The organism is Pseudomonas putida (assembly GCF_002025705.1).
Lineage (GTDB): Bacteria > Pseudomonadota > Gammaproteobacteria > Pseudomonadales > Pseudomonadaceae > Aquipseudomonas > Aquipseudomonas putida_J.
Genome location: NZ_CP018846.1, coordinates 4,763,728 through 4,782,633, shown reverse-complemented (window position 1 = coordinate 4,782,633; position 18,906 = coordinate 4,763,728). Strand labels below are relative to the sequence as shown.

Sequence of the window (18,906 nt, the reverse complement as noted above, 5' to 3'; positions counted from 1 at the left end):
TCGTTGTTGTTCTACTTCACCTTGGTGGTGGCGAAGTTGTTGTTGGTCAGAGGGTTGATCACGTAGCCCTCCACGTTGTCACGCATGGCAGTGAACATCTTCGGATGGGCCATGCTGATCCAGGGTTGATCGTCATCGTACACCTTCAAAGCCTCGGCATAGAGCCTGGCGCGTTCGTCGTTGTCGATCACTTCGCGGGCGCGGGTGATCAGCTCCTGGAAGTTAGGGTTGCACCAGCGTGCATAGTTCTCGCCGGTTTTTGCGGCATCGCAACTGAGCAGCGGGCTGAGGAAATTGTCTGGGTCGCCGTTGTCGCCGGCCCAGCCGGTGGACACCAGGTCGGCCTCGCCGTTCTTGGCGCGGCGCAGCATTTCGGCCCACTCCATCACGCGGATATCCAGCTTCAGGCCGATCTGCTTGAGGTCGGACTGGAGCATTTCGGCGGACAGGCGTGGATTGGGGTTGGTCGCGCCGCCGCCGTTGCGGGTGAACAGGGTGATCACCGTACCTTCCGGTACGCCGGCTTCCTTGAGCAGTTCGCGGGCCTTGACCAGGTCGCGGGGTGGGTTTCTGTTCTCGGTGTTGTAGCCGATCATGGTCGGCGGGTAGGGGTTCACGCCGACCAGCGCGTTGCCTTTGCCGAACAGCTGGTCGACATGGGTCTGGCGGTCGAAGGCCATGTTGATGGCTTTGCGCACGCGAACGTCGCTCAGGTACTTGTGCTCGGTGTTCATTGCTATGTAACCGGTGACCAAGGCTTCGATCTCGGCGACTTTCAACCTGGGGTCGGTCTTGATCGAGGGCACGTCATCCGGCTTGGGGTACAGCGCGACCTGGCATTCGTTGGCGCGCAGCTTTTGCAGTCGCACGTTGCTGTCGGTGGCGATGGCGAACACCAGCGTGTCGGCGGGTGGCTTGCCGCGGAAGTAGTCAGGGTTGGCCTTGAAGCGGACCTGGGCATCCTTGTTGTAGCGCTGGAAGATGAATGCGCCGGTACCGATCGGTTTGCTGTTGAGGTCGCCGGTCTTGCCGGCCTTGAGCAACTGGTCGCCGTATTCGGCAGAGTAGATCGAGGTGAACGCCATGGCCATGTCGCGAAGGAACGGCGCTTCGGGGCGGGTGAGAGTGATCACCACGGTGTGGTCATCGGTCTTGGTCACCGATTTGAGCAGGTCCTTGAAAGCCATGCTTTCGAAGTACGGGTAACCCACGCTGGTCTTGTCGTGCCACGGGTGGTTTGGGTCGAGCTGGCGATTCAGGCTCCACAGCACATCGTCGGCGTTGAAGTCGCGGGTCGGCTTGAAATAGTCGGTGGTGTGGAACTTCACCCCTTGGCGCAAGTGAAAGGTGTAGGCCAGGCCATCGGGCGAAATGTCCCAGCGCTCGGCCAGGGCCGGCTGGATGTCGGTGGTGCCGGGCTTGAAGTCGACCAGGCGGTTGAACACCGTCTCGGCCGAGGCGTCGGCGGTGACGGCAGTGGTGTACTGGACGATGTCGAAGCCTTCCGGGCTGGCTTCGGTGCACACAACCAGCGGCTTGGCCGCAAGGTTGCCGGCGGCGCCGAGGATGACCGCTGCCAAGGCAGCGCGGAGCGGTAGCGATGTCATGGAAACTCCCTGCTTGCATTGATTCCAGCGTAGCCGCCACGGCCCGGGTTGAAGCGGGCCGTGGCGCCAGCGGTCAGAGAATGTTGAATGGAATGGTGGTGACCACGCGGAACTCGTCCAGGCTGCCATCGGCCTGGGCCTTGCTGGCGCGGTGCGCGGTGTAGGTGGCGCGGATGCTGGTGTCTTTCAGCGGCCCGCTCTGCACGGCATAGCTGGTGCCGATGCCCCACTCGTAGTGGGTCTCGCCGTCCAGGCCTTTGACGTCGTAGGCGGTGCCACGGTAGTGGGTACCGTCGATGCCCCAGCCGCGGGCGTTGTAGAGGTTGAACTTCAGGCCCGGCACGCCGTACGGCGCCATGTTCAGCACGTAGGAAATCTGCAGGGATTTCTCGTTGGGGCCGTTGAAGTCCGAGAGCAGCGAGTTGGCCAGGTAGATGCCGTTGGTTTCGTGCAGGTAGTCGAAGTATTCGTTGCCGTTGACCTGCTGCCACGACGCGGTGAGGGTGTGCGCCTGATGAGTCAGGCCGAGCGACAGGCTGTAGGTGTCGTTGTCGATCTCGCCCATCTTCTTGCTGCCGGTGTCCACGGTCTTGTAGTAGTTCAGGCCGGTGTTCAGGGCGAGCACGGCGTTGTCGCCGAGCACGTGGTTGGCGCCGAAGTAGTACTGGTTCCAGAAGTCGTCGACCTTGGTGGCGTACAGGCTGGTGCTCAGGCTCTTGAACGGCTGGTAGTTGACCCCGGCGGTGCTGGCGCGGTCGGTCTCGACGCCAGTGGCGCTGTATTCGCTGCGGAACTTGCTCAGGCTCTGTTCGGTACGTGGCGAAACGCGGTCGAAGGTGCCCAGGTCGATCGACAGGTTGTCGAACTCGGCACTGTGCAGGAATGCGCCCTGGAAGCTCGATGGCAACGCACGGTTGCCGATGTAGGCGATCATCGGGGTGTCCACCGACTGGCGGCCGACGGTGAGGGTGGTGTTGGACATGCGCGCCTTGACGTTGCCCAGCCCCATCTTGCTCCACTGGCCGACCGGGTCGCCGTCGCTATGGGTGAGCGTCCGGTTGTTCGGCCCGGCGATCGCGGCACGGCCCTGTTCCAGGGCGATGGCGTTGTAGCCGGCGGCCTCGACAGCAAAGCCGACAGTGCCCTGGGTAAAGCCTGAGCTGTAGTTGAGGATGCTGCCCTGCACCCAGTTGTCGCGGCTGTGGGTGTCGTGGCGGCTGCCGTCGCTCTTGTAGTACTTCCACAGTGGTGCGCGGGTGGCGCGTTCGTGTGCGTACCAGTTGCGGGTGCTGCCGGACAGGCTCTGGCCGTCGATGAAGCCCTTGGCTTCGTCCTGTTCACTGGTGGATTTCAGGCTGAACGGGACGTAGTCCTGGCTCTGGGTATCGGCCTGGGCCTCGGCGCAAAAGGTGCCGATGGATAAGGCCAAAGCGGTCAAGGTGAATAGTCTCAAGGTTAAAGCTCCCTTTCTGTTCTTTTAGTTATTGCCTGGCCTTGTGAGCCGGGTTGCTTGCTGCGGTGTTGCCAGGGTTGCCCGGGGTTGCCGGGCAAAATTGGGGGAGTCGTGTTGGCGGTGCTGGCCTTTTCGCCGGCAAGCCGGCTCCCACAGGTTGCGTGAACCTGTTGTGGTCCTGTGGGAATGGGCTATCGCCTAATCAACACTCACACCGGAAAAGTCATTGCGCCCGAACGGGCTTACCTTGAAATCGGCCACCTTGATGCTCAGCGGCTGGTTGACGGTGGAGTGCGCCACCGGGGTGATCGGCACCTGCTGTTTCAGGCGCTGCTGGGCTTGCTGGTACAAGGCCGTGCGCTGCTCGCGATCAGTGACCTGCTTGGCCTGCTTGACCAGGCTGTCGTACTGCGGGTCGCACCACAGCGAGTAGTTGTTGCTGCCGATGGCGTCGCAGCTGTAGAGGGTGCCGAGCCAGTTGTCCGGGTCGCCGTTGTCGCCAGTCCAGCCGATCAGGGCAATGTCGTGCTCGCCGCTCTTCATGCGTTTGAGGTACTCGCCCCATTCGTAGCTGACGATGCGCACCTTGAAGCCGAGCTTGTTCCAGTCGGCCTGCAGCATCTCGGCCATCAGCTTGGCATTGGGGTTGTACGGGCGCTGCACGGGCATGGCCCACAGGGTGATCTCGGTGCCTGGCTTGACCCCGGCCTGCTGCAGCAGTTGCCTGGCCTTTTCCGGGTCGAAGGGCGCGTCCTTGAGGCTGTTGTCATAAGACCACTGGGTCGGCGGCATGGCGTTGACCGCCAGCTGGCCGGAGTCCTGGAACACCGCCTGGAGGATTGCCTGCTTGTTCACGGCCATGTCCATGGCCTGGCGCACTTCCAGGCGATCAAACGGTGGGTGCTGGGTGTTGTAGGCGATATAGCCAAGGTTGAAGCCCGGCTGTTGCATGACCTGCAGTTTGCCGTCGGCCTTGAGCGCCGGCAGGTCGGCCGGGCGCGGGTGCAAGGTGACCTGGCATTCGTTGCGGCGCAGCTTCTGGATGCGCACCGACGGGTCGGTGTTGATCGAGAACACCAGATTGTCGATCTTCACTTCTTCCGGTGCCCAGTACGCCTTGTTGCCCTTGAAGCGGATCTGCGAATCCTTCTGGTAGCGCTGGAACACGAACGGCCCGGTGCCGATCGGCTGCTGGTTGATGTCGCTGGGGCGCCCGTTGGCCAGCAGCTGCTCGGCGTACTCGGCTGACAGGATCGCGGCGAAGCTCATTGCCAGGTTCTGGATGAAGGCGGCATCCACCTTGTTCAGGGTGAAGACCACGGTCAGCGGCCCGGTCTTTTCGACCTGGGCGATGTTCTTGTCCAGCCCCATGCTGACGAAATAGGGGAATTCGGTGGGATAGGCCTTACGGAAGGGCTGGTCCTTGTCGAGCATGCGGTTGAAGGTGAACAGCACGTCGTCGGCGTTGAAATCACGGCTGGGTGTGAAGGCCTTGTTGGCGTGGAACTTCACGCCTTCGCGCAGGTGGAAGGTGTAACGCAGGCCATCGTCGGAGACTTCCCATTTTGTCGCCAGCGCCGGGTGTACTGCCGTGCCGCCACGTTCGAACTCCACCAGGCGGTTGTAGATCGGCTCGGCGGCGTCGTTGTCGGTGGCGCTGGTGTACTGGGCGGTGTCGAAACCGGCCGGGCTGCCTTCGGAACAGAACACCAGGTTCTTGGCCTGAAGGGCAGGGGCCTGGCTCAGCAGGCCGAGGGCGAGCAGGGTCGAAAGGGCGGTGACGTGGCGCATGGTGGTTCCTTTTTCGGCTGTTTACGCCGCCTCGGGGTACGAATGGCGTCAACAGTTTGCCGACTCCGTCGCGGGTAGCGTCGGAGTGGGCTCGAGATGCTTGGAGGTGGTGAGGTGGCACCCGCCGCCGATTGGCGGGTGCCGGGACCTGGCCTATTTGTCCACGCTGACGCCGTAGAACGCGTTCAACGCAAACGGGCTGATCTTGAAGTCCTTCACTTTGGCACTCATCGGCTGGTACACCGTGGAGTGGGCGATCGGGGTGATCGGCACCTGCTCCTTGAGGATGTGCTGGGCCTTCTGGTACAGCTCGGTGCGTTTGGCCTGGTCGGAGGTGGCCTTGGCCTGCTTGATCAGGTCGTCGTAAGGCTTGTAGCACCACTTGGAGAAGTTGTTGCCGTCGACGGCATCGCAGCCGTAGAGGGTGCCCAGCCAGTTGTCCGGGTCACCGTTGTCGCCGCTCCAGCCGATCAGCATGGCGCCTTGTTCGCCGCCCTTGGAGCGCTTGATGTACTCGCCCCATTCGTAACTGACGATCTTGGCCTTGATGCCGATCTTCGCCCAGTCCGATTGCAGCATCTCGGCCATCAGCTTGGCGTTGGGGTTGTACGGGCGCTGCACGGGCATGGCCCACAGGGTGATCTCGGTGCCTTCCTTGATGCCGGCTTGCTTGAGCAGCTGCTTGGCTTTTTCCGGGTCGTACGGCGCGTCCTTGATGCTGGTGTCGTAGGACCACTGGGTCGGCGGCATGCCGTTGACGGCGAGTTGCCCTGCGCCCTGGTAGACCGATTCGATGATCTTCTTCTTGTCGACGGCCATGTCCAGTGCCTGGCGCACTTCAAGCTTGGCCATCGGGTTGGGCTCGTTGCTGCCCTTGATCTTGTCCATCACGTTATAGGCGATGTAGCCGAGGTTGAAGCCGGCCTGCTGCGGCATCTGCAGGTTCTTGTCGGCCTTCAGCGGCTCGATGTCGGCCGGGCGCGGGAACAGGGTGACCTGGCACTCGTTCTTCTTCAGCTTCTGCATGCGCACCGAGGCATCGGTGGTGATGGCGAAGATCAGGTTGTCGATCTTCACGTCCTCGGGCTTCCAGTAGTCCTTGTTGCCCTTGAAGCGGATCTGCGCGTCTTTCTGGTACTTGCTGAACACGAACGGGCCGGTACCGATCGGCTTCTGGTTGATATCGGCGGCCTTGCCGTCCTTGAGCAACTGGTCGGCATATTCGGCGGACTGGATAGAGGCGAAGCTCATGGCCAGGTTCTGGATGAAGGCGGCGTCCACTTCATTCAGGGTGAATTTCACCGTGTGCTCGTCAAGCTTCTCCACCTTGGCAATGTTCTTGTCCATGCCCATGTCGGTGAAGTACGGGAACTCGGTGGGGTAGGCCTTGCGGAAGGGGTGGTCCTTGTCGAGCATGCGGTCGAAGGTGAACAGCACGTCGTCGGCGTTGAATTCGCGGGTCGGCTTGAAGTAGTCGGTGGTGTGGAACTTGACCCCTTCGCGCAGGTGGAAGGTGTAGGTCTTGCCGTCGTCGGTCACTTCCCATTTGGTCGCAAGGCCCGGGATGACCGCGGTACCGCCGCGTTCGAACTGGGTCAGGCGGTTGAACACGGTCTCGGCCGAGGCGTCGAAGTCGGTTCCGGTGGTGTATTGCCCCGGGTCGAAGCCAGCCGGGCTGCCCTCGGAGCAGAACACCAGATTGGACGCGGCGTGGGCCAGCGGAGCGCCAGCGAGCAAACCTGCACCTAGCAGGAACGGAATGACTGCGTGTTTGAGCATGGTGGCCTCATTGTTGTCATTTTTGGTTTGAGGTGGCCTCGTGAGCCGACCTGCGGATACTTATGCAGGGGGTATTCCCAATGCAACAGGCACAAGGATAGTTGGCGTCAGAAAAGTAGTACGAGCGTACATGGATGTCGCATTCGTATAACTTTCGGCGAAGTTGAACGTTTGCGTTGGCGAAATGATGGCTTTTTGCTGGATGTTTCGGGGCAGGAGAGTGTGTGGGATGCACCTCTATAGTGCGTAGGAAATATCTGATTTTGGTAAATAGGGGCTGCTTTGCAGCCCTTTCGCGACACAAGGCCGCTCCTACAAGGGACCGCGTATTCCTGTAGGAGCGGCCTTGTGTCGCGAAAGGGGCGAAAAGCGCCCCCAGCGATCTTTAGGGCATCTGCACTTCGATCAGGCCATCAGCATTCATGCTGACTTCACTGGTACCCGCCTCGATATCCGGCGCCGGTGCCGCCTCATCGGCCGCCATGGCTTTCATCGCCATTGGCGCGCTGCGCAGGTAAGGGCGCGGGTACCCGGAGCTGTTCAGGTTCAGGCTGACCACTTTATAGCCCTTGCCCCCCAACGCCTCGGTGGCCAGCTGCGCACGGGCCTTGAATGCATTTACCGCATCCTTGAGCAGCTCATCCTCGCTGGCCTTGCGCGTGGCCGGGGCAATGGAGAAGTCCATGCCGCCCATTTTCAGGTCCTGCAGCAGGTCGGCGGTGAGCTGGGACAGGGCCGGGAAGTCGGCACCTTCCAGGCGCAGCTCGGCGCGCTCGCGCCAGCCGGTGATCTTCTGGCCCTTGCTGTCATACACCGGGTAGCTGTTGCGGCTGCCCTGGCTGATCTTCACGTCCTTGACCTGGCGTGCCTGCTGCACGGCCTTGTTCATGGTTTCGGTGATCTGCTTGGCGAGCTTGCCCGGGTCGGTATTCTGCGCTTCGCTGTAGAGGGTCACGACCATCAGGTCGCGTGCCACTTCCTTGCTGACTTCGGCGCGCAGCGATACCTGGTTGTAGCGCGGCTCGTCGGCTGCCAGCGCCGGCAGGCTGGCGAGCAGGCCGCAGGACAGGATCAGGGCCGCGCCGCGACGTGGGATGTGCATGTGTTACTCCTTGGCAATAGTGGGCGTGGGGTCTGGCCATCCATTCCACGCATGGCCCATCAGACCCGGAGCAGTGTAGTGGGTTCAAAAGTGCCACTATGAACTTGTGACAAAGTGTGGCGCTTTGCCGCATCGCTGCAGCGGGGGGCCTGGCTTCGGTATACTCCAGCCGATTTTTCTGGAGCACTCATCGGGAGAGCGCATGCTCGCCGCCGCACAACCGTTGTCCGCAACACGCCAGAACCTCTGGCGCCTGACCGTCATTCGCGTTCTGGTCCTGGCCGCCCAGGCAGGCTCCGTGGGCGTCGCCTACTGGACTGACCTGCTGCCGCTGCCTTGGTTGTCACTGGCCGCGACCCTGGCTTTATCGTCGCTACTTTGCGCGTTCACTGCCCTGCGCCTGCGCCTGTCGCTGCCGGTCACCGAGACCGAATATGCCTTGCAGCTGGCTTGCGACCTGCTGATTCACAGCGCCTTGCTGTACTACTCAGGTGGCTCGACCAACCCGTTCGTTTCCTATTACCTGGTGCCGCTGGCAATCGCCGCAGTGACCTTGCCGTGGTTGTATTCGCTGATCCTCTCGGGTATCGCCCTGACCGCCTACAGCTTGCTGCTGGTGCAGTTCTACCCGCTCGAAGGGCTGCCGATGGCGCGGGACAAGATGCAGGTCTACGGCATGTGGCTGAGTATCGCCCTGGCTGCCGCAGTGATCACCTTCTTCGCCGCACGCATGGCCGAAGAGCTACGTCGCCAGGAGCAGCTGCGCTCCGAGCGCCGCGAAGAAAGCCTGCGTGATGAGCAACTGCTGGCCGTGGCCACCCAGGCCGCTGGCGCGGCTCACGAACTGGGCACACCCTTGGCGACCATGAGCGTGCTGCTCAACGAAATGCGCCAGGACCACACCGACCCGCTGCTGCAGGAAGACCTGCAGATCCTTCAGGACCAGGTCAAGCTGTGCAAGGAAACCCTGCAGCAGCTGGTGCGCGCCGCCGAGGCCAACCGCCGCCTGGCAGTGGTCGAACAGGACGTCACCGCCTGGCTCGACGAGGCGCTGAACCGCTGGCACCTGATGCGCCCGGAGGCCAGCTACCGCTTCCAGCGCCTGCGCGATGGCCAGGTGCCGCGCCTGACGCCGCCACCGGACCTGACCCAGGCGCTGCTGAACCTGCTGAACAATGCAGCCGATGCCTGCCCCGATGACCTGCAGGTGACCCTTGACTGGGACGCCCAGGATATTCTGATCAGTATCCGCGACCATGGCCCCGGGGTGCCGCCGGCCATCGCCGAAGCGATCGGCAAACCCTTCATTACTACCAAAGGCAAAGGCTTCGGCCTGGGCCTGTTCTTGAGCAAAGCCAGCGTGACCCGTGCGGGCGGTTCGGTGAAACTCTATAGTCATGAACAGGGTGGCACCCTGACCGAATTGCGCCTGCCCCATGGCAAGCGAGGAGATGAATGATGAGCGAAGAAAACCAGGTCGAAGGCGAAGAGCTGCCGCACCTGCTGCTGGTGGACGATGACGCCACCTTTACCCGGGTCATGGCCCGTGCCATGAGCCGCCGTGGTTTCCGCGTGAGCACTGCCGGCTCCGCCGAAGAAGGCCTGATCCTGGCCCAGCAGGACCTGCCGGACTACGCCACGCTGGACCTGAAGATGGAAGGTGACTCGGGCCTGGTGCTGCTGCCCAAGCTGCTGGAGCTGGACCCAGAGATGCGCGTGGTGATCCTGACCGGTTACTCGAGCATCGCGACCGCCGTCGAGGCGGTCAAGCGTGGCGCCTGCAACTACCTGTGCAAGCCGGCTGACGCCGACGACGTGCTGGCGGCGCTGCTCTCGGAGCATGCCGACCTGGATTCCCTGGTGCCGGAAAACCCGATGTCGGTGGACCGCCTGCAGTGGGAACACATCCAGCGTGTGCTGAACGAGCACGAGGGCAACATCTCCGCCACCGCGCGGGCGCTGGGCATGCACCGCCGGACCTTGCAACGCAAATTGCAGAAGCGTCCCGTCCGCCGCTGACCCGGCGGCTGCTTCTTCGCGGGCAAGCCCGCTCCCACAGGTTATGCACTGCCCTCGGGCCATCGCAGATTCCTGTGGGAGCGGGCTTGCCCGCGAAAGGGCCGGCGCAGGCAGAAACTTGTTTAAAGTCCTGCTCGATCCCCGCATTTCCTGACGCGTTGGCGTATCATTAGCCGCCTAACGGCAACTCCCATCAGGACCGCTTGCGCATGCTCGCCCTTCTCATCCAGACGCTGAACATCACGGCGCCCGTCTTCGCCATGCTGTTCATGGGCGTGCTGCTCAAACGCATCCACCTGATCGACGACAACTTCAACCGCGTCGCCTCGCAGCTGGTGTTCAACGTCTGCATGCCCGCGTTGCTGTTCCTCGGCATCTACCATGCCGACCTGGCCACAGCGGTGCAGCCCAAGGTCATCCTCTACTTCGTCGCCGCCACCCTGGTCGGTTTCGCGGTCTCCTGGGGCATGGCCATCTGGCGCAGCCCGCTTGCCGACCGCGGCATCTACACCCAGGGTGCGTTTCGCGGCAACAACGGCGTGATTGGCCTGGCCCTGGCCGCCAGCCTCTATGGCGATTACGGCATCTCCCTGGGGGCGGTGCTCGCGGGCCTTGTGATCCTCATGTACAACTCGCTGTCGTCGGTGGTGCTGGCGGTGTACAGCCCAGACCTGAAGTCCGACCCTTGGAGCATCTGCAAGAGCATCTTCAGCAACCCACTGATCATCAGTGTGCTGGTGGCCACGCCGATGGCCTACGGCCAGGTACCGCTGCCCAACTGGCTGCTGACCTCGGGCGACTACCTGGCGCAGATGACCCTGCCGCTGGCGCTGATCTGCATTGGTGGCACCCTGTCACTGGCGGCGCTGCGCGACAGTGGCAAGCTGGCCGTCGATGCCAGCCTGGTGAAGATGGTCTGGCTGCCGCTGATCGGTACGCTGGGTGCCTGGCTGTGCGGCTTCCGTGGTGCCGAACTGGGCATCCTGTTCCTGTACATCGGCAGCCCGACGGCGGCAGCCAGTTATGTCATGGCTCGTGCAGCCAACGGCAACCATGAATTGGCGGCGTCGATCATCGTGATCACCACGCTAATGGCTGCGATCACCACCAATATTGGTATTTTCATCTTGCAGTGGGGCGGATGGATCTAGATCCTTGACTGCAAAACAACAGCAACAACACTGCCTCACTGAGCCAAAGGACACTTCATGCAAGACCAGAGCACGCCCGAGCAGTTGAAGCGCGGGCTGAAGAATCGCCATATCCAGCTGATCGCGCTGGGTGGTGCTGTTGGCACCGGGCTGTTTCTGGGCATCGCCCAGACCATCCAGCTGGCCGGCCCCTCCGTTTTGCTGGGCTACGCCATCGCCGGCCTGATGGCCTTCTTCATCATGCGCCAATTGGGTGAGATGGTGGTCGAGGAGCCGGTCGCCGGCAGCTTCAGCCACTTCGCCCACCAATACTGGAGCGAGTTCGCCGGGTTCGTCTCCGGCTGGAACTACTGGGTGGTGTACGTGCTGGTCGGCATGGCCGAGCTCACCGCCGTGGGTATCTACGTGCAGTACTGGTGGCCAGAGTTTCCGACCTGGGCCACCGCGGCGATCTTCTTCGTGGCGATCAACCTGATCAACCTGACCCAGGTGAGGGTCTACGGCGAGATGGAGTTCTGGTTCGCCCTGGTCAAGGTGGTGGCCATCGTCAGCATGATCGGCTTCGGTGCCTGGCTGCTGGCCAGCGGCCACGGTGGCCCGGACGCCAGCGTGGCCAACCTGTGGCAATACGGCGGATTCTTCCCCAATGGCGTGACCGGGCTGGTGATGGCGCTGGCGGTGATCATGTTCTCGTTCGGTGGCCTGGAGCTGGTCGGTATCACCGCCGCCGAGGCCGACAACCCACGCCAGAGCATCCCCAAGGCGACCAACCAGGTGGTCTACCGCATCCTGATCTTCTACATCGGCGCCCTGGCCGTGCTGCTGTCGCTGTACCCCTGGCAGAAAGTAGTGCAGGGCGGTAGCCCGTTCGTGATGATCTTCCACGAACTGGACAGTGACCTGGTGGCGACCATCCTCAATATCGTGGTGCTGACCGCTGCGCTGTCGGTGTACAACAGCTGCGTTTATGCCAACAGCCGCATGCTGTTCGGCCTGGCCAGCCAAGGTGATGCACCGCGTCAGCTGCTCAAGGTCAGCCGCAGCGGCGTGCCACTGACGGCGCTGGGGGTTTCGGCATTTGCGACCGGTATGTGTGTGCTGATCAACTACTTGATGCCCGGTGAAGCGTTCGGCCTGCTGATGGCGCTGGCGGTGTCGGCGCTGGTGATCAACTGGGCGAGCATCAGCATTACCCACCTGAAGTTCCGCAAGGCCAAACTGGCAGCGGGCATTACCCCGTTCTACCAGAGCTGGGGGCACCCGCTGACCAACTACCTGTGCCTGGCGTTCATCGTGCTGATTCTGGTGGTGATGTACCTGACCCCGCCGATTCGCATCTCGGTGATGCTGATTCCGGGGTGGATTGCGGTGCTTTGGGTGGCCTTCAAGCTGAAGAAGGCTCGCCAGGCCCGATAAGTAAGACAGGCCCGGCCTCTTCGCGGGTAAACCCTCTCCCACAGGTTCTGCACTGTACCTGTGGGAGCGGGTTTACCCGCGAAGAGGCCGGGCCTGTAAAGGCAGAATCAGGCCTGATAGCTGTCGATCACTTCCTGTGCGGCCCTGAAAGCATCGATTGCCGCCGGTACTCCCGCATAGACTGCGCAATGCAGTAGCGCCTCGCGAATCTCCTCCACCGTACAGCCATTGTTCAATGCCCCACGCACATGCCCTTTCAGCTCCTGTGGGCATTTGAGTGCTGTCAGCGTGGCCAGGGTAATAAGGCTGCGGGTTTTCAGCGGCAGCCCTTCACGCGCCCAGACACTGCCCCAGGCATGCTCGTTGACGAAGTCCTGCAGCGGCTGGGTAAAGTCGGTGGCATTGCCCAGGGCGCGGTCGACGAAGGCATCACCCATCACCTGGCGGCGAATCTGTTCGCCGGTCTTGTTGCTCTCAGCCATGTTGTTTTCCTTACTGTTGGCGGCGCCAGGCACGCAGGGTGGTAACCAGCAGCACCACGACGAGCACCGGCAGAACGTAGAACAGCATCAACCGCTCCAGGCGGCCGGCCAGCGGCATGCCCATGGTAAAGGCCGCCACATGCAGGCCGTAGACCAAGTACAGGCAGAGGAACATCAGCCCCTCGGCGCGGGTGATGCGATAACCGGAGTAGAACACTGGCAAGCTCAGCGCGGCGACGCCAAGCATCACTGGCAGGTCGAAGGCCAGTGCATTGGGTGAGATGGTCAGTGGCTCGGGGGTAATCAGCGCGGTCAGGCCGAGTACTGCCAGCAGGTTGAACAGGTTGCTGCCGATCACTGTGCCGACTGCAATCTCCCGCTCACCTCGAATGGCGGCGATCAGCGCGGCGGCAAGCTCAGGCAGAGATGTACACACCGCGACCACGGTCAGGCCAATGACCCGTTCGGACAGGCCCAGGTCGGTCGCCACTTCGATGGCTGCTTCCAGCAGCAGGTGGCCAGCCAGGCTCAGCAGGCCGAGGCCGAACAGCACCTGTAGCAGCGTCCCTGACCAGAAGCGCCCGGCACTGGCCGCCCCGGCATCTGGCGCCGGATAGGTGCGGGCATAGTTGCGCGACTGATGCCACAACATGGCCAGGTAGCCCGCCAGGGCAAGCAGCAGCAGCAACCCTTCGGCCCGGCCCAGATGGCCGTTGGCACAGAGCGCATAGACCAGGCCGCTGGCGGCAATCATCAGCGGAATGTCCAGGCGCACCAGCTGGCGTGAAACCCGCAACGGGATGATCAGTGCCGCCAGGCCGAGAATGACCAGCACATTGAAGATGTTGCTACCGAATACGCTGCCCACGGCCACGTCGGGCGCACCCTGGTATGCGGCCTGCAGGCTCACGGTCAGCTGCGGTGCAGTACTGCCGAAGGCCACCAGGCTCAGGCCGATGACCAATGGCCGCACGCGCAGGCGCCCGGCCAGGCGCAGTGCCGCGCGCACCAGCAGTTCGGCGCCGGCAATCAGCAGCAGCAGGGCGACGCCCATTTGCAGCAGGCTGAAGGTTGGAAGGGTGGCCAGGTCGAAAATGGTAGGGGCTCCAGTCAGGGCGGGTGTCAGCTCAGTCGCTCAGACCTTGTACCCGGACGCGCGCCGTTCCGCTACGGAGCATGCCGATTTTTTCTGCTGCGGCACGTGACAGGTCGATCAGTCGGCCGCGTGTATGCGGGCCTCGGTCGTTGATGCGGACTACCACGCTGCGGTCGTTGGCCAGGTTGGTGACCAGCACCCGGCTGCCAAAAGGCAGGCTGCGGTGGGCGGCGGTAAGGCCGTGCTGGTTGAACGGTTCGCCGCTGGCGGTGCGTTTGCCGTGGTGGCGTGAGCCGTAGTAGGACGCGGTTCCGGTTTCGTTGTAACCGCGGGGGTCGATGTCATGGCTGGCGCAGCCGGCCAGGGCAGAGAAGAGGGCGAGGGTGGTCAGGGATCGTTTTAGCAATTCGGATGCTCCGGTGCTGCTATTGGGGCCGCTGTGCGGCCCATCGCGGATGAATCCGCTCCTACAGGCGTGTCGCGATGCCTTGTAGGGGCGGATCCATCCGCGATCGAGGGCAAAGCCCTCGCCGCTTTTTTCAGCTCACCCTTCGAGCTTGGCCTTGAGCAATTGGTTCACCTGCCCCGGGTTGGCCTTGCCTTTGGAGGCCTTCATCGCCTGGCCGACGAAGAAGCCGAACATCTTGCCTCGCTTGGCCTCGTCGGCGGCGCGGTACTGTTCGACCTGCTCGGCATTGGCGGCGAGCATCTCGTCGAGCATCTTGTCGATCGCACCGGTGTCGGTGACCTGCTTGAGGCCTTTGCTTTCGATGATGCTGTCGGCATCGCCTTCACCGGCGGCCATGGCCTCGAACACGGTCTTGGCGATCTTGCCGCTGATGGTGTTGTCGCGAATGCGCAGCAGCATGCCGCCCAGGTGCGCGGCGCTGACCGGCGCCTGGTCGATCTCGATGCCCAGCTTGTTGAGCAGGCTGCCCAGCTCGACCATTACCCAGTTGGCCGCCAGTTTGGCGTCGCCACCGATCTTCACCACTTCTTCGAAGTAGTCCGCCTGCTCACGGCTGGAAGCCAGCACGTTGGCGTCGTAGGCCGACAGGCCGTACTGGCTCTGGAAGCGCTCGACTTTCTGCGGCGGCAGCTCCGGCAGGCCGGCGCGGACGGTTTCGAGGAAGCTGTCCTCGATCACCACCGGCAGCAGGTCCGGGTCGGGGAAGTAACGGTAGTCGTTGGCCTCCTCCTTGCTGCGCATGGAGCGGGTTTCGTCCTTGTTCGGGTCGTACAGGCGAGTTTCCTGCACCACTTTGCCGCCGTCTTCGATCAGGTCGATCTGGCGCTGGATCTCGCTGTTGATCGCGCGCTCGATGAAGCGGAACGAGTTGACGTTCTTGATCTCGCAGCGAGTGCCGAACTCGGCCTGGCCTTTCGGGCGGATCGACACGTTGCAGTCGCAGCGCAGCGAACCTTCGGCCATGTTGCCGTCACAGATGCCCAGGTAGCGCACCAGTGCGTGGATCGCCTTGACGTAAGCCACGGCTTCCTTGGCGCTGCGCATGTCAGGCTCGGAGACGATTTCCAGCAGTGGCGTGCCGGCACGGTTCAGGTCGATGCCGGTGGAGCCGCTGAAGTCTTCATGCAGGCTTTTACCGGCATCTTCTTCCAGGTGCGCGCGGGTGACGCCAATGCGCTTGATGGTGCCGTCTTCGAGGGCGATGTCCAGGTGGCCCTTGCCGACGATCGGCAGGTCCATCTGGCTGATCTGGTAACCCTTGGGCAGGTCGGGGTAGAAGTAGTTCTTGCGCGCGAACACGTTGCGCTTGCCGATCTCGGCATCGATTGCCAGGCCGAACATGCAGGCCATGCGCACGGCTTCCTGGTTCAGCACCGGCAATACGCCGGGCATCCCCAGGTCAACCAGGCTGGCCTGGGTGTTCGGCTCGGAGCCGAAGGTGGTGGCGCTGCCGGAGAAGATCTTCGACTGGGTGGCCAGCTGGGTATGAATCTCCAGCCCGATCACAACTTCCCATTGCATGTGTGAATTCCTCAGAAGCCGTTAGGGGCGCGGGTGTGCCAGTCGGTGACTTGCTGGTAGCGGTGCGCGACGTTGAGCAGGCGGCCTTCCTGGAAGTACGGGGCCAGCAGCTGCACGCCGACCGGCAGGCCATCGACGAAGCCGGCTGGCATCGACAGGCCCGGCAGGCCCGCCAGGTTGGCGGTGATGGTGTAGACGTCTTCCAGGTAGGCGGCGACCGGGTCGCTGCTCTTGGCGCCAAGCTTCCAGGCCGGGTTCGGCGTGGTCGGGCCGAGAATCAGGTCGACATCGTTGAAGGCGGCCATGAAGTCGTTCTTGATCAGGCGGCGGATCTGCTGCGCCTTGACGTAGTAGGCGTCATAGTAGCCGGCCGACAGGGCGTAGGTGCCGACCATGATGCGGCGCTGCACTTCTGCGCCGAAGCCTTCGCCACGGGAGCGCTTGTACAGGTCGGTCAGGTCTTTCGGTTCTTCGCAGCGGTAGCCGAAGCGCACGCCGTCGAAACGCGACAGGTTGGAGGAGGCTTCGGCCGGGGCGATCACGTAGTACGCCGGAATGGCGTGCTGCATGTTCGGCAGGCTGATTTCCTTGATCACCGCGCCGAGCTTTTCCAGTTCCTTGACGCTGGCCTGGACCAGTTCGGCGATGCGCGGGTCGAGGCCGGCACCGAAGTACTCCTTCGGCAGGCCGATGCGCAGGCCCTGCAGCGAGCCATTGAGGCCGGCGCTGTAGTCCGGAACCGGCTCATCGATGCTGGTGGAGTCCTTGGCGTCGAAGCCGGCCATGCCTTGCAGCAGCAGGGCACAGTCTTCGGCGGTACGCGCCAGCGGGCCACCCTGGTCGAGGCTGGAGGCGTAGGCGATCATGCCCCAGCGCGACACACGACCGTACGTCGGCTTGAGGCCGGTGAGGTTGGTCAGTGCCGCCGGCTGGCGGATCGAGCCGCCAGTGTCGGTGCCGGTGGTGGCTGGCAGCAGGCGCGCGGCCACAGCCGCAGCCGAACCACCAGACGAGCCGCCTGGCACGTGCTCGAGGTTCCACGGGTTCTTCACCGCGCCGTAGTGGCTGGATTCGTTGGCCGAACCCATGGCGAATTCGTCCATGTTGGTCTTGCCCAGGGTGACCATGCCGGCTTCGGCCAGCTTGGCGACCACGGTGGCGTCATATGGCGCCTTGAAGTTGTCGAGCATCTTCGAGCCGCAGCTGGTGCGTACGCCGAGGGTGCAGAACAGGTCCTTGTGGGCGATCGGAGCACCCAGCAGTGCACCGGTCTCGCCAGCGGCGCGACGGGCGTCGGCGGCACGCGCCTGGCCCAGGGCCAGCTCTTCGGTGACGCTGATGAAGCTGTTGATCTGTGGGTCGATCTGCTTGACGCGCGCCAGCAGGGCGCCGGTCAGCTCTTCGGAGGAAAACGACTTGTCGGCGAGTCCGCGGGCGATCTCGGCCAGGGTCAATTCATGCATGGCAGGCTCTATCCCTTACTCGATGACTTTCGGAACCAGGTACAGACCGCTTTCGGTCGATGGTGCGATGGCCTGGTAGGCCTCGCGCTGGTTGCTTTCGGTGACCTGGTCGGGACGCAGGCGCTGGCTGGCCTCCAGGGGGTGGGCCAAGGGCTCGATGCCATTGGTATCGACCGCTTGCATCTGGTCGACCAGGCCGAGAATGCTGTTCAGGGCGTCAGTAATGCGTGGCAGTTCGCCGTCATTCAGGCCCAGGCGGGCCAGATGGGCGATCTTTTCCACGTCGCTGCGTTCAAGCGCCATGGTGATCTCCAGGGGAAACAAAGAACGGAATAGGGTCCGCGGTGAGGAACATGTCAGCATTTTGGCGGTCTAACGGCCGCGATCATCTGCTGGCGTGCTCGGAAAAACAGCCAATTTAACATATTGGCTCCTTGCCCAAAATCCCTGCCATTGTTAGAGTTTGCCGCACTTTTTTACCCACGCTTTCCCCAGGGTCACTTTCCCATGTTCAAGAAACTGCGTGGCATGTTTTCCAGCGATCTTTCCATCGACCTGGGGACTGCCAACACCCTTATTTACGTGCGTGAGCGCGGTATCGTCCTGAATGAGCCCTCGGTTGTTGCCATCCGTACCCACGGCAACCAGAAAAGCGTCGTCGCCGTCGGTACCGAAGCCAAGCGCATGCTGGGCCGTACGCCAGGTAACATTGCTGCCATTCGTCCGATGAAGGACGGCGTCATCGCCGACTTCAGCGTTTGTGAAAAAATGTTGCAGTACTTCATCAACAAGGTTCACGAAAACAGCTTCCTGCAGCCCAGCCCTCGCGTGCTGATCTGCGTGCCGTGCAAGTCGACCCAGGTAGAGCGCCGCGCCATTCGCGAGTCGGCCCTGGGCGCTGGTGCACGCGAAGTGTTCCTGATCGAAGAGCCAATGGCCGCTGCCATCGGCGCCGGCCTGCCGGTCGAAGAAGCCCGTGGCTCGATGGTTGTCGATATCGGTGGTGGTACCACCGAAATCGCACTGATCTCGCTGAACGGTGTGGTGTATGCCGAGTCCGTCCGTGTTGGCGGCGACCGCTTCGACGAAGCCATCGTCACCTACGTGCGCCGCAACTACGGCAGCCTGATCGGCGAATCCACCGCCGAGCGTATCAAACAGGAAATCGGCACCGCCTACCCGGGTGGCGAAGTACGTGAAGTCGACGTGCGCGGCCGTAACCTGGCCGAGGGCGTGCCACGCGCCTTCACCCTGAACTCCAACGAAGTCCTGGAAGCCCTGCAGGAATCCCTGGCCACCATCGTCCAGGCGGTCAAGAGCGCCCTGGAACAGTCGCCGCCGGAGCTGGCCTCCGACATCGCCGAGCGCGGCCTCGTGCTGACCGGTGGTGGCGCATTGCTGCGTGACCTCGACAAGTTGCTGGCCCAGGAAACCGGCCTGCCGGTGATCGTCGCCGAAGACCCACTGACCTGCGTCGCCCGTGGCGGCGGTCGCGCCCTGGAGATGATGGACAAGCACGCGATGGACCTGCTCTCCAGCGAGTGATCCCCGCAGCGA

16 protein-coding genes are annotated in these 18,906 nt (G+C 62.8%); 5 read left to right on the top strand and 11 right to left on the bottom strand.

Annotated features, from left to right (window positions below; translation table 11 throughout):
• Positions 1-11: 11 nt before the first annotated feature.
• The 5 genes from BUQ73_RS21725 to BUQ73_RS21705 form a co-directional block, all read right to left on the bottom strand.
• On the bottom strand, positions 12-1,607 hold the full coding sequence (locus BUQ73_RS21725; protein WP_079229628.1) for an ABC transporter substrate-binding protein: 1,596 nt from the start codon (positions 1,605-1,607) through the stop codon (positions 12-14).
• A 73-nt stretch (positions 1,608-1,680) separates the two neighbouring features.
• Positions 1,681-3,060, bottom strand: a complete 1,380-nt coding sequence (locus BUQ73_RS21720; protein WP_079229627.1) for an OprD family porin — start codon at positions 3,058-3,060, stop codon at positions 1,681-1,683.
• A gap of 198 nt (positions 3,061-3,258) precedes the next feature.
• Positions 3,259-4,851, bottom strand: coding sequence for an ABC transporter substrate-binding protein (locus BUQ73_RS21715; protein ID WP_079229626.1), 1,593 nt, complete (start codon positions 4,849-4,851; stop codon positions 3,259-3,261).
• Between the two features lie 153 nt (positions 4,852-5,004).
• Complete coding sequence (locus BUQ73_RS21710; protein WP_079229625.1) at positions 5,005-6,630, bottom strand: ABC transporter substrate-binding protein; 1,626 nt, start codon at positions 6,628-6,630, stop codon at positions 5,005-5,007.
• 385 nt (positions 6,631-7,015) lie between these two features.
• Positions 7,016-7,732, bottom strand: coding sequence for an SIMPL domain-containing protein (locus BUQ73_RS21705; protein WP_079229624.1), 717 nt, complete (start codon positions 7,730-7,732; stop codon positions 7,016-7,018).
• 202 nt (positions 7,733-7,934) lie between these two features.
• Here BUQ73_RS21705 and BUQ73_RS21700 point away from each other — a divergent pair, with 202 nt between their 5' ends.
• From BUQ73_RS21700 to BUQ73_RS21685, 4 genes are all read left to right on the top strand, one after another.
• Complete coding sequence (locus BUQ73_RS21700) at positions 7,935-9,191, top strand: ATP-binding protein (protein ID WP_027920241.1); 1,257 nt, start codon at positions 7,935-7,937, stop codon at positions 9,189-9,191.
• Positions 9,191-9,751: a response regulator transcription factor gene (locus tag BUQ73_RS21695; RefSeq protein ID WP_079229623.1), complete on the top strand. Its 561-nt coding sequence runs from the start codon at positions 9,191-9,193 to the stop codon at positions 9,749-9,751. The genes BUQ73_RS21700 and BUQ73_RS21695 overlap by 1 nt, the downstream gene beginning before the upstream one ends.
• 209 nt (positions 9,752-9,960) lie before the next feature.
• Complete coding sequence (locus tag BUQ73_RS21690) at positions 9,961-10,902, top strand: AEC family transporter (RefSeq protein ID WP_027920239.1); 942 nt, start codon at positions 9,961-9,963, stop codon at positions 10,900-10,902.
• 57 nt (positions 10,903-10,959) lie between these two features.
• Positions 10,960-12,318, top strand: coding sequence for an amino acid permease (locus BUQ73_RS21685; protein WP_079229622.1), 1,359 nt, complete (start codon positions 10,960-10,962; stop codon positions 12,316-12,318).
• 107 nt (positions 12,319-12,425) lie between these two features.
• On the opposite strand, the gene BUQ73_RS21680 is transcribed toward BUQ73_RS21685, so the two are convergent.
• From BUQ73_RS21680 to gatC, 6 genes are all read right to left on the bottom strand, one after another.
• Positions 12,426-12,800, bottom strand: coding sequence for a carboxymuconolactone decarboxylase family protein (locus BUQ73_RS21680; RefSeq protein WP_079229621.1), 375 nt, complete (start codon positions 12,798-12,800; stop codon positions 12,426-12,428).
• 10 nt (positions 12,801-12,810) lie between these two features.
• Positions 12,811-13,854 carry a calcium/sodium antiporter gene (locus BUQ73_RS21675; RefSeq protein WP_079229620.1) on the bottom strand — a complete coding sequence of 348 codons (1,044 nt, stop codon included), beginning with the start codon at positions 13,852-13,854 and terminating at the stop codon, positions 12,811-12,813.
• Between the two features lie 73 nt (positions 13,855-13,927).
• The gene (locus tag BUQ73_RS21670) at positions 13,928-14,302 is read right to left on the bottom strand and encodes a septal ring lytic transglycosylase RlpA family protein (protein WP_027920236.1); all 375 of its coding nucleotides are present in this window, start codon (positions 14,300-14,302) and stop codon (positions 13,928-13,930) included.
• 138 nt (positions 14,303-14,440) lie between these two features.
• Entirely contained in the window at positions 14,441-15,886 is a 1,446-nt protein-coding gene (gene gatB, locus BUQ73_RS21665) for an Asp-tRNA(Asn)/Glu-tRNA(Gln) amidotransferase subunit GatB (RefSeq protein ID WP_079229619.1), read from the bottom strand.
• An 11-nt stretch (positions 15,887-15,897) separates the two neighbouring features.
• On the bottom strand, positions 15,898-17,349 hold the full coding sequence (gatA, locus tag BUQ73_RS21660; protein ID WP_079229618.1) for an Asp-tRNA(Asn)/Glu-tRNA(Gln) amidotransferase subunit GatA: 1,452 nt from the start codon (positions 17,347-17,349) through the stop codon (positions 15,898-15,900).
• Positions 17,350-17,364: 15 nt separating this feature from the next.
• Positions 17,365-17,652, bottom strand: a complete 288-nt coding sequence (gene gatC, locus BUQ73_RS21655; RefSeq protein ID WP_027920233.1) for an Asp-tRNA(Asn)/Glu-tRNA(Gln) amidotransferase subunit GatC — start codon at positions 17,650-17,652, stop codon at positions 17,365-17,367.
• Positions 17,653-17,856: 204 nt separating this feature from the next.
• On the opposite strand from gatC, the gene mreB reads away from it, so the two are divergent.
• Entirely contained in the window at positions 17,857-18,894 is a 1,038-nt protein-coding gene (gene mreB / locus BUQ73_RS21650) for a rod shape-determining protein MreB (protein ID WP_003255163.1), read from the top strand.
• The last annotated feature ends 12 nt before the right edge of the window (positions 18,895-18,906 follow it).

Excerpts from the sequence above, each read along its gene's own strand:
- BUQ73_RS21725 (WP_079229628.1), bottom strand. The coding sequence starts at position 1,607 with ATGACATCGCTACCGCTCCGCGCTGCCTTGGCAGCGGTCATCCTCGGC.
- BUQ73_RS21715 (WP_079229626.1), bottom strand. The coding sequence starts at position 4,851 with ATGCGCCACGTCACCGCCCTTTCGACCCTGCTCGCCCTCGGCCTGCTG.
- BUQ73_RS21710 (WP_079229625.1), bottom strand. The coding sequence starts at position 6,630 with ATGCTCAAACACGCAGTCATTCCGTTCCTGCTAGGTGCAGGTTTGCTC.
- BUQ73_RS21705 (WP_079229624.1), bottom strand. The coding sequence starts at position 7,732 with ATGCACATCCCACGTCGCGGCGCGGCCCTGATCCTGTCCTGCGGCCTG.
- BUQ73_RS21700 (WP_027920241.1), top strand. The coding sequence starts at position 7,935 with ATGCTCGCCGCCGCACAACCGTTGTCCGCAACACGCCAGAACCTCTGG.
- BUQ73_RS21695 (WP_079229623.1), top strand. The coding sequence starts at position 9,191 with ATGAGCGAAGAAAACCAGGTCGAAGGCGAAGAGCTGCCGCACCTGCTG.
- BUQ73_RS21690 (WP_027920239.1), top strand. The coding sequence starts at position 9,961 with ATGCTCGCCCTTCTCATCCAGACGCTGAACATCACGGCGCCCGTCTTC.
- BUQ73_RS21685 (WP_079229622.1), top strand. The coding sequence starts at position 10,960 with ATGCAAGACCAGAGCACGCCCGAGCAGTTGAAGCGCGGGCTGAAGAAT.
- BUQ73_RS21680 (WP_079229621.1), bottom strand. The coding sequence starts at position 12,800 with ATGGCTGAGAGCAACAAGACCGGCGAACAGATTCGCCGCCAGGTGATG.
- BUQ73_RS21675 (WP_079229620.1), bottom strand. The coding sequence starts at position 13,854 with ATGGGCGTCGCCCTGCTGCTGCTGATTGCCGGCGCCGAACTGCTGGTG.
- gatB (WP_079229619.1), bottom strand. The coding sequence starts at position 15,886 with ATGCAATGGGAAGTTGTGATCGGGCTGGAGATTCATACCCAGCTGGCC.
- gatA (WP_079229618.1), bottom strand. The coding sequence starts at position 17,349 with ATGCATGAATTGACCCTGGCCGAGATCGCCCGCGGACTCGCCGACAAG.
- gatC (WP_027920233.1), bottom strand. The coding sequence starts at position 17,652 with ATGGCGCTTGAACGCAGCGACGTGGAAAAGATCGCCCATCTGGCCCGC.
- mreB (WP_003255163.1), top strand. The coding sequence starts at position 17,857 with ATGTTCAAGAAACTGCGTGGCATGTTTTCCAGCGATCTTTCCATCGAC.